The 12819-nt window shown below is 64.6% G+C and carries 20 protein-coding genes; 8 read left to right on the top strand and 12 right to left on the bottom strand.

The window, feature by feature from the left end; translation table 11 throughout:
- The first annotated feature begins 93 nt into the window (after positions 1 to 93).
- From EO094_RS09215 to EO094_RS18435, 6 genes are read left to right on the top strand one after another with little or no spacing between them, the layout of a single operon-like run.
- Positions 94 to 585: a phage regulatory CII family protein gene (locus EO094_RS09215; RefSeq protein WP_128292033.1), complete on the top strand. Its 492-nt coding sequence runs from the start codon at positions 94 to 96 to the stop codon at positions 583 to 585.
- 35 nt (positions 586 to 620) lie between these two features.
- A complete protein-coding gene (locus tag EO094_RS09210) occupies positions 621 to 1187 on the top strand; it encodes a hypothetical protein (RefSeq protein WP_128292032.1) in 567 nt (188 codons plus the stop codon).
- A complete protein-coding gene (locus tag EO094_RS09205; protein ID WP_128292031.1) occupies positions 1184 to 1591 on the top strand; it encodes a hypothetical protein in 408 nt (135 codons plus the stop codon). Before EO094_RS09210 ends, EO094_RS09205 begins: the two co-directional genes overlap by 4 nt.
- Entirely contained in the window at positions 1588 to 2355 is a 768-nt protein-coding gene (locus tag EO094_RS18440; RefSeq protein WP_164879612.1) for a TRM11 family methyltransferase, read from the top strand. Before EO094_RS09205 ends, EO094_RS18440 begins: the two co-directional genes overlap by 4 nt.
- The gene (locus tag EO094_RS09200; RefSeq protein WP_164879611.1) at positions 2352 to 3545 is read left to right on the top strand and encodes a helix-turn-helix domain-containing protein; all 1194 of its coding nucleotides are present in this window, start codon (positions 2352 to 2354) and stop codon (positions 3543 to 3545) included. The genes EO094_RS18440 and EO094_RS09200 overlap by 4 nt, the downstream gene beginning before the upstream one ends.
- Positions 3532 to 4215 carry a hypothetical protein gene (locus EO094_RS18435; RefSeq protein ID WP_164879610.1) on the top strand — a complete coding sequence of 228 codons (684 nt, stop codon included), beginning with the start codon at positions 3532 to 3534 and terminating at the stop codon, positions 4213 to 4215. The genes EO094_RS09200 and EO094_RS18435 overlap by 14 nt, the downstream gene beginning before the upstream one ends.
- Positions 4216 to 4535: 320 nt before the next feature.
- On the opposite strand, the gene EO094_RS09195 is transcribed toward EO094_RS18435, so the two are convergent.
- The 3 genes from EO094_RS09195 to EO094_RS09185 form a co-directional block, all read right to left on the bottom strand.
- Entirely contained in the window at positions 4536 to 4922 is a 387-nt protein-coding gene (locus tag EO094_RS09195) for a hypothetical protein (protein WP_128292029.1), read from the bottom strand.
- A gap of 35 nt (positions 4923 to 4957) precedes the next feature.
- The gene (locus EO094_RS09190) at positions 4958 to 5776 is read right to left on the bottom strand and encodes a DNA adenine methylase (protein ID WP_128292028.1); all 819 of its coding nucleotides are present in this window, start codon (positions 5774 to 5776) and stop codon (positions 4958 to 4960) included.
- 167 nt (positions 5777 to 5943) lie between these two features.
- Complete coding sequence (locus EO094_RS09185; protein WP_128292027.1) at positions 5944 to 6474, bottom strand: host-nuclease inhibitor Gam family protein; 531 nt, start codon at positions 6472 to 6474, stop codon at positions 5944 to 5946.
- 32 nt (positions 6475 to 6506) lie between these two features.
- Here EO094_RS09185 and EO094_RS09180 point away from each other — a divergent pair, with 32 nt between their 5' ends.
- Entirely contained in the window at positions 6507 to 7046 is a 540-nt protein-coding gene (locus tag EO094_RS09180; protein WP_128292026.1) for a thermonuclease family protein, read from the top strand.
- On the opposite strand, the gene EO094_RS18430 is transcribed toward EO094_RS09180, so the two are convergent.
- The 6 genes from EO094_RS18430 to EO094_RS09155 form a co-directional block, all read right to left on the bottom strand.
- The gene (locus EO094_RS18430; protein ID WP_164879609.1) at positions 7043 to 7216 is read right to left on the bottom strand and encodes a hypothetical protein; all 174 of its coding nucleotides are present in this window, start codon (positions 7214 to 7216) and stop codon (positions 7043 to 7045) included. The genes EO094_RS09180 and EO094_RS18430 overlap by 4 nt on opposite strands.
- 121 nt (positions 7217 to 7337) lie before the next feature.
- Complete coding sequence (locus EO094_RS09175) at positions 7338 to 7793, bottom strand: hypothetical protein (protein ID WP_128292025.1); 456 nt, start codon at positions 7791 to 7793, stop codon at positions 7338 to 7340.
- A gap of 7 nt (positions 7794 to 7800) precedes the next feature.
- Complete coding sequence (locus tag EO094_RS09170; RefSeq protein WP_128292024.1) at positions 7801 to 8055, bottom strand: hypothetical protein; 255 nt, start codon at positions 8053 to 8055, stop codon at positions 7801 to 7803.
- Entirely contained in the window at positions 8009 to 8383 is a 375-nt protein-coding gene (locus EO094_RS09165) for a hypothetical protein (RefSeq protein ID WP_128292023.1), read from the bottom strand. Before EO094_RS09165 ends, EO094_RS09170 begins: the two co-directional genes overlap by 47 nt.
- Entirely contained in the window at positions 8380 to 8862 is a 483-nt protein-coding gene (locus EO094_RS09160) for a lysozyme (RefSeq protein WP_205649931.1), read from the bottom strand. Before EO094_RS09160 ends, EO094_RS09165 begins: the two co-directional genes overlap by 4 nt.
- Positions 8852 to 9073, bottom strand: a complete 222-nt coding sequence (locus tag EO094_RS09155) for a DUF7940 domain-containing protein (protein WP_128292021.1) — start codon at positions 9071 to 9073, stop codon at positions 8852 to 8854. The genes EO094_RS09160 and EO094_RS09155 overlap by 11 nt, the downstream gene beginning before the upstream one ends.
- 240 nt (positions 9074 to 9313) lie before the next feature.
- Between EO094_RS09155 and EO094_RS09150 the strand changes: the two genes are divergently transcribed.
- Positions 9314 to 9544, top strand: coding sequence for a hypothetical protein (locus EO094_RS09150; protein ID WP_128292020.1), 231 nt, complete (start codon positions 9314 to 9316; stop codon positions 9542 to 9544).
- An 11-nt stretch (positions 9545 to 9555) separates the two neighbouring features.
- On the opposite strand, the gene EO094_RS09145 is transcribed toward EO094_RS09150, so the two are convergent.
- Genes EO094_RS09145 through EO094_RS18705 form a run of 3 tightly spaced genes read right to left on the bottom strand, consistent with a single transcriptional unit; the run spans position 9556 to position 12769 of the window.
- The gene (locus tag EO094_RS09145) at positions 9556 to 10275 is read right to left on the bottom strand and encodes a hypothetical protein (protein ID WP_128292019.1); all 720 of its coding nucleotides are present in this window, start codon (positions 10273 to 10275) and stop codon (positions 9556 to 9558) included.
- A complete protein-coding gene (locus EO094_RS09140) occupies positions 10275 to 10847 on the bottom strand; it encodes a DUF4376 domain-containing protein (RefSeq protein ID WP_164879608.1) in 573 nt (190 codons plus the stop codon). Before EO094_RS09140 ends, EO094_RS09145 begins: the two co-directional genes overlap by 1 nt.
- A 17-nt stretch (positions 10848 to 10864) precedes the next feature.
- Positions 10865 to 12769: an NHL repeat-containing protein gene (locus tag EO094_RS18705; RefSeq protein ID WP_128292017.1), complete on the bottom strand. Its 1905-nt coding sequence runs from the start codon at positions 12767 to 12769 to the stop codon at positions 10865 to 10867.
- Between the last annotated feature and the right edge of the window lie 50 nt (positions 12770 to 12819).

The raw sequence follows: 12819 nt of genomic DNA, 5'->3' as shown, positions 1-12819 counted from the left end.
GCGCGGCGCCCCGGCTCTTTTCTTTTTCACCACGCAGGACGCGTCCGGTCACGGAACCGGCGCCCTCCAATCTTTCCGCATCGTGAGACTGAGATGAGTTCAGACCGCACACGTCTTACGACAGAAGCCGAGCGCGCCCGGCTCAAGGCGGCCACCGGCCGCGCGCTGCGCGAGGCGGGCGGCGCGGAATGCGTGCAGCATGCGACCCGCGTGCAGCATCCGGCCTTGTCGAAATACGCTTCGGCCGGTGACGAGTTTTCCGGCCGCTTCATGCCGCTCGACATTGCGCTGGAGGTCGACCGCGCCTCCGGCAAGCCGGTGATCCTGGCAACGCTCGCCGCGCTCCAAGGCTATGAGCTCCGCCCGTTTGGCGAGAGCGAGGATGCGCCGCGAGCGGACTGGTCGGCGCTCCTCGCCGGCGTCACCCGCGAAACCGCGGAGGCGAGCGTGGCGCTTCTGGAAGCCCTCGCCGACGGCAAGATCGACACACGCGAACGCAAGCACTGCCTCATCGAGGTGGAGGAAGCGAGCCACGCGCTCCTGCGCCTGCAGAAGCGGCTGGCGGATAGCGGGGACAGCCGGTGATGGGGGGAGAGCCGATGATGGGGGGAGAGCCGGGGATGGACGACATGGATCGCCTCAGCTGGAGAGAGATGCGGCCTGACCAGAAGGCGCGTGCGGTGGAAGCGGCGATCGCGGAGGGTGCCGGCAGCGCCAACGAGATCGCCGAGGCGCTCGGCGTGCCGTCGCGCAACGCCATCATCGGCGTGTGCAAGCGGGCAAAGATCGACCTTCCGGGGGTGCAAGGCGGCCTCGGACGGCCGCGCGGGCGGAAGCCGCCCGCTGCCCCGGCCACTGCCCCGGCCGCGCCCTTGCCCGGCCCCGTATCCCCGAGAGGCAAAGCGTCCGACGATGTGTCCGGCCATATGTCCGACCGCGCCCCGCATGTGTCCGACGGGGTCCCCGAACCTCTCGGCGGAATCGGGGTGCTCTTCCTCGAGCGCACGCCCCGCCAATGCGCCGCGCTTCTCGACGCAGCGCCGATCGAACAGCGCCGTTGTTGCGGCGCGCCCGTGGAAAAGGAAGACGGGCCGCATTTCTGCGCCGCCCATCGCGCCCGGTTCTACGAGCGCCGCAGCGCGGCCCCAGCAGCGGAGAGGCCGGCGGCGGGCGAGGAAGCCGCATGAGCTGGTGTTCCAGAGAGGCCGAGGCGTGGGCTCTGAGGGATCCGGACGAGAAAGCCGAAGCCGTCCGGACGGCGATCGCGGCGGGCGCACGCACGGGGCGCGAGATCGCCGAGGCAGTCGGCGCGCCGAGCCGTTCAGCTGTGCTCGCCATTTGCCGGCGGCACGGGATATCCACGCTATGGCAGCGCCAGGAACCCGGAACGGCAGCGGCGCTGCGCTTCCGCTCCGATCTCGCCAGGCTCTTCGCGCTCGACCGGCATGTCCTCGTCGAGGCCGATGTCATCGACGCGGAGGAGGAGGCCTGGGATCGCTTTCGCGAGGATCCGGTGCGCGCCGCGCTCACCCTGCCGGACGATCGGCTCTTCCGTCTCCATCGCCTGCTCGCGGAGGGGCGCAAAACATGAGAGCGAAAAGCGCCTATCGCCGCTCGGAACACGACCGCTATTTCACGCCTTTCTGGGTGACGGGGGCGCTGCTCTCCGCTCTGCCGGCGGGGTTTCTGCCCTCGCCTCAGATCATGCCGCAGCCGGTCGCAATCGCCGATCCCTTTGCCGGCGGCGGCCATATCCTGGCGGCGCTGGGCATGGCCCAGCATCGCCACCTCGTCGGCTCCGACATCGCGCCGCTTGCATCGTCAGACCTCCACTGCGTCGCGCCTGTCGCCGTCGAGCGCCGGGATTTTTTTCAGGCGCCGCTCGCCGATGCGGCACGCCGGAACATCGGCGCGATCGTCACCAATCCGCCCTATGGGCCGGGCGGGCGCCTCGCGCTCGCCGCAGTCGAGCGGGCGCTCGCCATGCTGGCGTTTCGCGGCGGCTCGCTCGCCATGCTGCTGCAGGTCGATTTCGACAGCGGCGCCACGCGGACGCACCTCTTTCGCGACTGCCCGAACTATCTTGGAAAGGTTGCGCTTCTCAACCGCATTCGTTGGGTGAACCTGCCGCAGCTCAAAGACGGGCCGAGCCAGAACCATGCCTGGTTTTTGTGGTCGAGCACGTCCGAGTCGCTGCCCCGAGGGGCGGCATGGCGCAGCAAGGCCGATGGCAATGCGTTTTTTGCGCGCCACGGTTATCTTTTCAGCGACGCGGCGCCGACGCCGAACCTCGACCTGGGAAAGCTGTTTGTCTTTGGCCCCTCGGGGGGTCTTTCGGACGAGGCGGCCGCATGACGGGCCCCAAAACATCAGGGCCAAGGCTCGCCATCCTGCCGCGCGGCGTCGCCCGCGACCGGCGGCTGACGCCGAGCGCCAAGGACGCGTTGTTGCTCATTGCCGAGGCGGCCTCGACCAAGACGGGCTGGTGTTCGCGCAAACAGAAGACGATGGCGGACGAGCTCTCGGTGTCGCGCAAGACGCTGCAGGCAGCGCTCTATCTCCTCGAACAGACCGGCTGGATCGAGATCCGCTCCGGCAAAGGCGCCGGCCAGGCCTGCCGCTACCGCATTCGCCGCGAGGCGCCCGGAATCCCGGTCGAGTTCTCGGCCCAGCAATACGATCTGTTCGCGTCGGGTGCCGTCCTGACCGAGAGGCGGGATGCCGTTCCCGCTCATGGGGATGCCGTTCCCCTGGCGGATGCCGTTCCGCCGCAGGTCTGGTCAGATGCCGCTCTGCCAGACCGTCGACGACATGGCCCGGAAATGGATGCCGTTTCCGCCGGGCCGTCTCGTCTCAAGGGAGTGCCGTCTCCCGAAAGCGAGGCTCTTGCCTCCCCGTCTCAATCATCTGGAGACAGGGGGGTGCCACCTCCAGGGAGGCAGGGGTGCCACCCTCAGGGTGGCAGGGGGTGCCACCCTCAGGGTGGCACCATACGCGTGCGCACGCGACGCGCGCCCCCAACAACGGAGATCTCCCTTTCGGGAGATTCTGCTGCTGCTTTGCGCGTGCCCGAAAAAACGAACTGGCCCGAAAAAGCGAGCGGAGCCGAAAACACCAGGGGAGACATTCCGGTCTCGCCGGGGGAGCTTCTCGCCCGTCTTCGCGAGGCGGCCGGTCCGGCCCTGATGGCGGGGCCGCATCTCGCCGACCCGGCCGAACCGCTCCGCTGGCTTGCCGCCGGGTGCTCGCTTGAGGCCGACATTCTGCCGGCGATCCGGGCCGTGGCGCTCCGGCGACCGCCCGGCTCGGTGCGCACCTGGTCGTATTTTGCCGCCGCCGTGACGGAGGCGCGCGAGCGCCGGACGGTGCAGGTGCCTGCGGCGGACGGGCACGGAAACATCAGGTTTTTCAGGAGGAAAGAGGATGGCGACGAGGGAATATCAGCAGATCGTGCGCCCCGTCGAAACCGGGGAGAAAGCCGCGCCGAGGCGATCGCCGCCGCCGTTGCTCTCGCCGCGTGTCGACGGTCGCATGGTGGAGGGTAAGTGGCGGGCGGGATGCGGACTGACGCGCGAGGAGCGCATCGGGCTCGGTCGCCATATGTCGGTCCTGGAGCGGTCGCTGCGGCCGGCCACACCGCGCGAGCTCGGCGAGGAGCTGATCAACCCGATCCTGCAATTGATGCCCGTGTCCGCCGAGACGGCGGCCTTTCGGGCCGAGGCCTATTTCGAGGCGCTCGACGGCGTGCCGCTCTTTGCCGCCGTCGCGGCGCGGCAGGCGTTCTTCCAGGACCGTTCGGGGCTCTCCACCGATTACGCCCCCACCCCGCCGCAGCTCGCCCGGCTCGTCCGGCGCATGGCCGAACCCTTTGCCTGCGAGCGCGCCGTCATCGACCGGCTCCTGCGCGCCACCGAAGAGCCCCCGCCGCCGGATGAGGCGGAGATGGCGAAGCGAAAGGCGCACGCCGACGAAAAGCTCCTCCGCTGGCGCCGCGCGATCGAGACGCCGGCGGTAGCGTCGGAGGCGGATGTCGTTGTTCAAGCGCGACGGGAGGCGGAGCTTCGCCAGCGCGTGGCCCGGCAAGAGGAGCAGCTTCGCGCTGCGCTCGATCTGCCGGAGGATGCGGACCCGCTGGACGCTTTCGACCGAAGCAAGGCTGAAGACAGCGGCAATGCGGCCGACATGGAAGCCGCGGAAGCGAGGCTTGTGCCATGAGCATGCGCCCGATCAGTGAAGCGCCCCGAGACGGAACAGAGATCCTTGTTCTCACGGGAGAGATTGAGGATCCGCGATGGGCTCATCTGTCGAGCCGGCGTTTCGTTGCCCGCAATATGGGGAGGACGCGGAATATTGGCCTTGAGCTTGGTTGGGCGCTGTATCCCGGGCAAGCGATCGGGGATGAGTGGCTTGCCGGATGGTGGCCACTTCCGCCCCTCACCGATGAAACAGCGAAGGCCAGAGCGCTTTGCGGGTGATCCTCTCCGCTGTCCCCTGCCCCGCCTGGGCAGTCCGCCGGCGCGATAATGCTTCTTCTGTTATTTGGGGATCGCACCGTTGGGGACGACAGCGTCGGGATGAATCACCCCCGGGGACATTTCGAGCGGTCCCGGAAGTTTCCTCGGATCGACGAGATCAAGCCAATCTGGTCCAATAGCTTGACCGGTCGTCAGTGCATTGCGGACCTCCGGCGAAAGAGCCACTCTGGAGTATTGCGCGATTACGTCAACGGCCCATTTGCGGGCAGGCGCGATATTCTCTTTCGGCTCTTGGGCTAGGATGCCAACGGCGATCTCCACCATTTTAACATCGAGTTCCCGGTCGCGGGTTAGATAGCTCGGAACTGCTACAATGAGGCCGCCAATAATAGCCGAGACAGCAGAGATAGCCGCCTGCCCAACGATACCCGCGGAACGATCCGTCACCTGCCCCTCCTGTACTGCAAGCGGGCAGCATACCATCATTGGCTGCCGTCTCCGCCCCCCGAGATAATCAGCTCCCCGGCTCTGACGTCATTCGATGAGCCCTGCAAGGAATATGTGACATCGACCTCCTCGAAATCGAAAGCACTGAATAGCTGCCGGATCTCGGGCACGTCGTTGATGGAGAGGATGAAGCGACCTTGCAGCGCCGAAAGACGCGCGGCCAGGCGGGCAAAGTCGGAGCGCGAAAAGAGCCCCTCGCCGTAATAGTGCTCGGTGCCCCAATAGGGCGGATCGAGATAGAAGAGCGCGTCCGGCCTGTCCCACCGATCGAGAAAGACCTCCCACGACAGGCAGTCGATCCAGACACCCTGCAGGCGGCGGTGCGCAGCTTCAAGGATCGGCTTGAGCGCTTCTGGGCGGAACCGGGCCGGATCGCGTCGAACACGCCCGAAATTCTGCCCGACAACCTTGCCGCCGAAAGCGAGACGCTGAAGGAAAAGAAAGCGCGCGGCGCGCTGCAGATCCGTCAGATATTCCGGGTCCTGGCCGATGAGCCGCTTGAACTCGTCGACGCTGGCGAGTTGCCAGCCGAGGAGATCCATAAGCGCCGCCGGGTGATTCTGTAGGACGCGGAAGAGATTGCTAACGTCTCGGTCGAGATCGTTCAGCACTTCAACTTTCGGCGCCAGCCGTCGCTTAAAAAAAACGCCGGCCATGCCGGCAAAAACTTCCGCATAAAGTGAGTGGGGAGTTGCCTCGATTTGCGCGGCAATTCGGCGGGAAAGCTGCCTTTTGCCGCCCACATAAGGAGCAACGGCCCGCGCCTGGGGCACGGGCCGGAGGGTTTCGACCATTGCAAAGATGTCCTGGATGACAGACGCTCGGCGCGCTGCGCGCAGCGGCGGGGCGACGTTATCCGATGGTCACGTCGTGCGGGGTTTCGCAGCTACCAACTGGCCCCGCGGCCGGGTTACCAGCCCGGCCCCCGCCACTGTATCACCTGGCGGGGGAGTGTGTCAGGTCAGGCTGCGAGATCCTTGCGCTCGGCAAGCTCCGCGCCGGTCGGCGTCACGGAAAACGTCTCTTTCGCCTCCTCGATCGACAGGCCCTTGATGCGTTTGAGCGGCGAGGCCTTATCGTCGGTGAGTGAGGTTTTCACCGCGCTTCTGTCGATCGCGATTTTCGTCTTGGTAAATCCCTGCAGCTTTTTGAGCTTGTCGAGGATCTTGTCTTCGAGCGCCGGGTCGATGACGAGCTTTGCCTGGCCCTTGCGCCAGGCGACCTTGCCCGTCTTGAACTCCGCCGTCTTGGACTTGCCGTTTTCGGTGAGACGTTTCCGCTCCTTGGCGCAATAAGCCTCTACTGCGACGACGAGCCCGGCCTCCTCCTCCTGCAGCGGGCTCGCCGTCTCCTCCGCCGCGGCTGCCGCCTTGGCCACCGCCTTTGCCTTCTCCGTTTCGATGCGAGCAAGGTCGGCCCGGATCGTACCAATGCGCGCGATCGCCTCCGCGCAGGCAGCATCATTCTTGATCGGCATGGACTTTGCCGGCATGTCTTACTCCTGGTCTGGGTAGGGGGATCGAAATGATCGAGGAGGCAACTGCGCAGGGGCGGACCCGTGCGGCGCGGCTCAAATGGGCCGTATTTTTGGCCTTTGGCGCGGCGTTTCTTGCCTTCTATTATTGGACAAATCTTATCGCGCCGGGGATCGTGCTCTGGCGCACAATCCTCTCCGATGTGGCGATTTCATCGGCAGCAGCAGGGGAGATGCTGCCGATCTGCACTGGCGGAAACCGAGCGGCTCGTAAGGTGACCTGCGTTGTGGATGGCGACACCGGGTGGGAAGCCGGCGTCAAATGGCGCGCGATCGATGTTGATACGCCTGAGATCGGCCATGCCGCATGCATCCGCGAGAGACAGCTCGGCGAACGGGCACGTGATCGCCTCCGCGAACTTATGAGCGACGGTTACACAATTGAGTGGGTACACGAACGCGGCAATTTCGGCAGAGAGTTGGCGACCGTCCGTCTGTCAGACGGTCGCGATGCGGGGCAGGTGCTGATTGAGGAAGGCCTGTCTCAGCGATGGCCCAACGAAGGCAACGTCTGGTGCGGCACCGATTAGTCGCCCCGCGCTTCGATCGTCAGCGCCTCGAAGCGAGCCATCTCGATGAGGTGTGCAAGAAAGTTCCAGCCGTACAAGCGCGATAGCTTCGACAATTCGAACAGCATTTCCGCGAGGGGCCCAGCCATCTCTGGCGACGGTATATGTTCGTCTTTGATAAATATGATCATTTTATCTCCCAACGCTATATATACAAAAATAGAATGCCCTTCTTACGTTACGCGCAAGTTAAAGGTGGAATTATAGAATACACATAGGATTAACTTATAAAAACAATAGACTTGTCTGACTCTAAACTCTCTTAGCCGCCGCTGACGGGGCACTCTTCCGCGCCCGAGGCGACTGGATTGCGGCCATCAGCGCATCAAAACGTTGCGTCATTTCCTGACGCTGCGCATCCATGCGGGTCGTCATTTCTTTGCTCTGCGCCTTGCCGTCGCTGCGAAGCTCCTGCAACTGGCTGTCGAGGCGCGCGATATGGCCTTCGAGATCCACCCGGCGCACATAGCTCTCGGCGAGCTCGTCGCGCACGCGGTTGATCCTTTCATCAAGTCGGTTGTCACCCTCGCGAATGCGTTCGCCGAGCTTTTCGTGACCGTCCTCGACCTTCCCCGACAGGAGACGTTCCGTCGTTTGCATCTTTTCCGACTGTTGGCGGTCGCGCATGACGGCGCCGCCGACGATGGTGGCGAGGGTACCGAGAAACGCCACGCCGAGGCCGATCAGCCACATCATCTCGTCCGACATCACGCCCTCAGCGGCCGGGGCTCGTGAGGGCCGCATCGCGCCGCACATAAAAATCGACGACGGCTTGCTTGGTGAGGCCGCAGCCCGTCAGCGCAAACCGGTCTCTTGCCCAGAGCTTTTCGACCTCCGCCTGGGTCAGACCGCGACCCGGCAGGGTCACCGGATCGGCGCAGTGCGAGGCGAGCTCCGCCGGCGCCGGCTCCAGGATCGGCGCCTCAGCGACCGGCAGGATTTTGGAGCCGCCGCACGCTGTCAGGCCCAAGACAGTCGCGCAGAGCATTGGGATCGCTATCAGCCGCATTTTCGAGCTCCTTCATAAAGACGTCCTGCTGGGCGAGCTGGTAGCGCAGCTCCGCGATGGTCTCGTCCGCGGCCCGGCGGGCCTCCGCATTCGCCTGCTGCTGCCGGATCGTCTCTTCGGCCGAGGCCTTTTCGGTGTCGGCGACGAGGCGGTCGTATTTCGCCTGCCATGTCGCCTCGGCGCGGGCATAGCCGTAATGGTCGCCCACGGCATAGGTGCCGCCATAGGAGGCGAGGACGGCGAGGACCGCCGCGACGATCGCTAAAGGGTTGGCGAGGAGCGCGGTCATTTGAGGCCCTTGAGGCAGAGCTCGCGCTCCGCTTTGCGCCGGTTGACCAGCCCGCGGATGACCCGCCCGCCGGCCTTGTTCCACATGAGCAGCGCATCGCATGCGCCGCGAAGATCGCCGGCGTTCCAGCGCCGCGCCATGGAGGAGCGGCAGAAGGCGCGCTGGCCGATATTGTAGGCGGCCGACAGGAACGCGACGTAGCTCTCGTCGGGAATCGCATCCGGATCGCGCAGGCACGAGCGCATGCCCGCTTCGAATTCCACGAGACCGTCGCCGAGCATGGTGGCGCATTCCGCGTCGGTCGCGGTATCGCCCATCTTCACGCCTCGGGTTTCCCCGAAACAGATCGTCGGCACGCCCACGATGTCGCGATAGGCGACGTTGCGCTTGCCCTCCCAGCCGCCGACGAAGCCGACGGCGAGAATGCCGAGCGCCGTGACCGTGCCGAAGATGCCTTTCTTGAGCCTGCTACTGGACACCGGAGACACTCCTTTGCGCGATGAGCCGGGCCGCAAAGGCGCCGCCCGTGGTGAGGAGAGAGAGAAGGGCGAAGAGGCCCGGCGGAATCGGCAGGAGGTCGTCCGCATAAGGCAGCGCGACTTCCAGGCCGGAGAGAAGCGCCGCCAGCGCGATGAGCCGCAAACTCCAGGCATGGCGAAGCACCCTCCGCCAGTTCCAGACGAGGTTCATGTCGTACTCCAATATTCGAAAAGGTCGCCCGTCCCGGCTGCCCACAGTGCGCGGGCCGCCGGCAGCCCCACCGGGAAGGGCGTTTCAACCTTCAGGCTCTGGGATCTACCCCGGCGCTTCTAGTCGGTGCTTTGGGTTCAGCAGTTCGCCCGCCGCCTATCCCGCGGCATCCAGGCGTCTCGACTCGTGCGGGCATGCTGCGCATTCTTCTCGCAAGGCGCGCATATGCGGGAGGATATCATGCGCTTGGTTGCAGCCCTTTTGATCGCGACCATGGCCACGACGGCCCAAGCCGCACCGGTGCTGGATCTCGCTGCCTTACTCAAACAGGCCCCGGTCCCTGCCGAGATGACGTCGATCCCGGTCCAGCCGACCGCGTGCTGCAAGCACTGCAGCAAGGGCAAGCCTTGCGGCGACAGCTGCATCGCCCGCAACAAGGAATGCCATAAAGGCCCTGGCTGCGCCTGTTGAAGGCGCAGATATCAGAAGGCTTCAGCATAGCGAAACAGATGCTCCGCCCGCGTGTCCCAGATCGTCTTGAGCTCCGCGTGCGTCAGCATCCGCGCCCAAAGGCTCGCGTGAGCAGTCGCCCACGACTGGCTTTGCAAAAACTCGCTGCTAGCTGCTGTAGGGAAACAATAAAAATTAGAAGAGCCTAAAGCCGGTGATCGGTAATCTATATCTGAGCCCTGGAACTGGTGCACGTGAAGTCCCTCCCCAGCCGAACCCGTAACTGCCAACATGTGCATTGCCGCCTTCGCGGCTGGCATCGTTAGATAATCATACCGAGATTTTCGCGCAATCAATGTGTAAAATCGAGCCCCGGCAAAATAATATCTAGTATCTCCCGAGCCGCCATCAATTACATTTCCGAAATAGTAATCTGACGAGCCGACAGCTTTCATTACGAAAATACAGCTGAAAGCTCTTTTGTCCGCTTGCGCGGCAAGAGCCGATTGAAGGGCGGCTGATGTGGTCCGCGCGCTTGCCGAGTGCATTCGTATATTGCCGTCGGCGATCCAGCTCCCCCTTGTATCTAGATCAGCGCCGCCAAACTGGTCGGCGATAACTCGCTCAGTATCTCCACTGAAATCGTCGAAGTCGTACCAATGCAGGAGACCCGCTTCACCGATATCCGCGAGCGCAGCCCTCGATCTCCGCCGTCCGCCCATCAGCGTCAGCGCGGATCCATTGAGCGCCATCAGCTCGCCTCAAACGCGGCGCGGACCTGCGCCTTGTTGGTGATCATGCCTGCGTCGATTTCCGCGGCGACGAGTCCTTCTAGGTCGAAGCAGGCTTGGATATGCGCCAGCGCTGCGACAACGGCGGCCCGCATGTCGGCATTGCTGACCGCCCGCGATGTCAGATCTGCGAACTTGAACGTCGCGCTATCCTGCCTCAAGCCATCGCGAATGGCTGCATAGGTCGAGTCGAGCGCTTGGCGATCATCGCCTCGCGCTGTCGAGAGCGGCACCGTCTCGCCGGCTATCACCACCTCGATCCCAGCAACCTCGCGCTCCCAGCGCAACCGCGCCACCTCGGCTTTCAATTCCTCGACGGTCAGCGCCCTTTTCCCTCGCGCCCGCACGACGCGATCCTCTTCAACCGTGAGGACCTCTTCGGTCGCCACCTCCGTGTCAGGGTTCACCGGCGCATCATCGCGCTCTTCCGGCAGCCAGCGCCAGCCGGGACGCGTCGCAGGCAGGTTGTCCGGGTCTTGCCGCCTACGATCGACGATCGCGTCCTCGGGAGACACCAGCGCATGCATGATCATGGTCATGGTCGTCACCCTCAGCTGTCCGTCGCCGCGGACGTCGGATACTTGATCTCGGGCCCGAGCAGATGCACCAACACGCCGAGATCGTCGGCGGCATTGGCGACGGCGCGATCAATCTTGATCGTCAACTGATCGCCCGGCTGTGCGCCCGGCAGCGGGACATCGACTTCTGCCGTGCACCACAATCGGCCAGCCGAGCCGGAGCACGCACCCGACGAGATGACAGCCGAGCCGACAGCCCCGAGCGCGTCGCCGTCTCCAGCGGCCCCAGCGGAAACGGAGAGAGCGATGCTTTTTCGGACATCCAGACGGTAGATCGTGTTGTCAGATTGTCCGGCGAGGACAAGCCTCCCTTGTGGATCGAATGTCATGCCACCTGGTGATGTCGTCGGCAGATTGAATTCGTCGTCGACGGTCGCTGAAATTCCACGGTGCTTGCGCAGCTTGAGTGCAGTCGCATCGCAAGTCCATAGGTTGCCATCAGGGTCTATGGCGATGCCGACCACCATCCCGCCGGACGGTGCGGCAAAACTGAACCCCGTTGGCTCCAACGAAAAAGGATCAATGGCGTAGATTGTATCAGTGCTGGAATCGCAGAGGTAAAGATTACCCCCGACAGGGTCTTCCACGATGTCGCGAGGACCGCTTCCAGGCACCCCATTACTGCCATATAAATCCCCGCTAATACCGACATGTTTGTAAATCCGCGGGATCGAATAATCGAGACTGATCAGATCGGTGCCGCCCCAAGCGATGAGCCCAGATGGACCCGATCCCGGCGACGCGAACGATGTGACCGCGGCCCCACCGAACCCGTCGCGGACGAAGATCGTGTCAGCGGAACTGTCAGAGATGATGAACTGTCCGAGATTATTGAAGGCGACGCCATACGGAGAGGCCACGCCGCTCGGCACGTCGGTATCATAGGTCGGCGGCGTGAAACCCTCATGCGTGAACACTCCCCGGCACTTCAGCGTGCCCCCGGGCGCGAACGACTTCGGCAGCACGAACGTGAGATAAGCCGTCTGCTGCGTGGCGGGATCGAACGTCAGCGTGTCGTACGACACGCCGTTGACCGTGATCTCGCCCGGCTCCGCCCCGTTGGTGGGCGCGGGCTTGAGCAAGCCCGGCGAGGCAAAAACCGTCTGGTCGCCGGTGACGAGGTCGAGCACGTCGGCTTCGGACAAGGCGCCTTCGATCGCCGTGTCGATGTCATCGAGCGCCGTCTGCAAACCGGCGATTTGGTTGATCGTGTGGGTGTGGGAGGTCGACGCGAAATCGCCGAGATATTCCCAGTTCGTCGGATCCGACATCGGGTCGGCGGTCGGCGGATCGGGCAGCAAGCCGCCCTGCACGGCGCGCCAGCGCTTGTTCCCGAACGCATAGGTGTGGTCGGTCTCGGCCGTGGCGCCGGTCGTCCAGGCGACGTCCCAGCCGGTCTCGCCCACCTCGCCCTGCGGCCCCTGCGGCCCGGTCTCGCCCTGCGGCCCCTGATCGCCCTGGATGCCCTTGAGGGTGAGGCCAGGCGTCGGCCAGGCGCCCGAAGCCTTGGGGCCGAAGAGGACGTAAGACGTGGTATTGAGGTAATAATCGCCGTCATTTCCGTCGCCCGAGGCGGGATCGGCAACTCCCGACAGGATGCGCTGGCCGAGCGCTGAGGTGGCCGAGAGCGTGACCCAGTCGATGTCGCCGACGCGGCGCACCTGCAGCGTCGCGTCCTCGACACGCCATTCGAGCGTCGGCGTCTCGCCCTGGTCGCCCTTAACCCCTTTCGGGAGAAACAGACGCCAGTCGGATTCCGACGAGCCCGGCTCGATGCCGGTGTTGCCGCGGAGAGCAAACCATTGCTCGTCAGCATGGAGCACGACGGCACGCCAGGCATAGGTCGTGCGCCGCTCCCACTTGCCTTTGAAGTCCATGCCGGCTGGGCCGGGAAGTCCGCGCGGCTGAACGGCGATCGCGGCGGAAG

It is taken from the genome of Afifella aestuarii, assembly GCF_004023665.1.
GTDB lineage: Bacteria > Pseudomonadota > Alphaproteobacteria > Rhizobiales > Afifellaceae > Afifella > Afifella aestuarii.
Note: the sequence above shows the minus strand (reverse complement) of the source record. Positions and strands in the feature narration are given on the sequence as shown.

Coding starts and splice junctions, on each gene's coding strand:
- EO094_RS09180 (WP_128292026.1), top strand. CDS start 6,507: ATGATCGAGGAGGCAACTGCGCAGGGGCGGACCCGTGCGGCGCGGCTC.
- EO094_RS09190 (WP_128292028.1), bottom strand. CDS start 5,776: ATGGTCGAAACCCTCCGGCCCGTGCCCCAGGCGCGGGCCGTTGCTCCT.
- EO094_RS09150 (WP_128292020.1), top strand. CDS start 9,314: ATGCGCTTGGTTGCAGCCCTTTTGATCGCGACCATGGCCACGACGGCC.
- EO094_RS09185 (WP_128292027.1), bottom strand. CDS start 6,474: ATGCCGGCAAAGTCCATGCCGATCAAGAATGATGCTGCCTGCGCGGAG.
- EO094_RS09200 (WP_164879611.1), top strand. CDS start 2,352: ATGACGGGCCCCAAAACATCAGGGCCAAGGCTCGCCATCCTGCCGCGC.
- EO094_RS09145 (WP_128292019.1), bottom strand. CDS start 10,275: ATGGCGCTCAATGGATCCGCGCTGACGCTGATGGGCGGACGGCGGAGA.
- EO094_RS18430 (WP_164879609.1), bottom strand. CDS start 7,216: ATGATCATATTTATCAAAGACGAACATATACCGTCGCCAGAGATGGCT.
- EO094_RS18705 (WP_128292017.1), bottom strand. CDS start 12,769: ATGGACTTCAAAGGCAAGTGGGAGCGGCGCACGACCTATGCCTGGCGT.
- EO094_RS09210 (WP_128292032.1), top strand. CDS start 621: ATGGACGACATGGATCGCCTCAGCTGGAGAGAGATGCGGCCTGACCAG.
- EO094_RS09205 (WP_128292031.1), top strand. CDS start 1,184: ATGAGCTGGTGTTCCAGAGAGGCCGAGGCGTGGGCTCTGAGGGATCCG.
- EO094_RS18440 (WP_164879612.1), top strand. CDS start 1,588: ATGAGAGCGAAAAGCGCCTATCGCCGCTCGGAACACGACCGCTATTTC.
- EO094_RS18435 (WP_164879610.1), top strand. CDS start 3,532: ATGGTGGAGGGTAAGTGGCGGGCGGGATGCGGACTGACGCGCGAGGAG.
- EO094_RS09140 (WP_164879608.1), bottom strand. CDS start 10,847: ATGATCATGCATGCGCTGGTGTCTCCCGAGGACGCGATCGTCGATCGT.
- EO094_RS09175 (WP_128292025.1), bottom strand. CDS start 7,793: ATGTCGGACGAGATGATGTGGCTGATCGGCCTCGGCGTGGCGTTTCTC.
- EO094_RS09215 (WP_128292033.1), top strand. CDS start 94: ATGAGTTCAGACCGCACACGTCTTACGACAGAAGCCGAGCGCGCCCGG.
- EO094_RS09155 (WP_128292021.1), bottom strand. CDS start 9,073: ATGAACCTCGTCTGGAACTGGCGGAGGGTGCTTCGCCATGCCTGGAGT.
- EO094_RS09165 (WP_128292023.1), bottom strand. CDS start 8,383: ATGACCGCGCTCCTCGCCAACCCTTTAGCGATCGTCGCGGCGGTCCTC.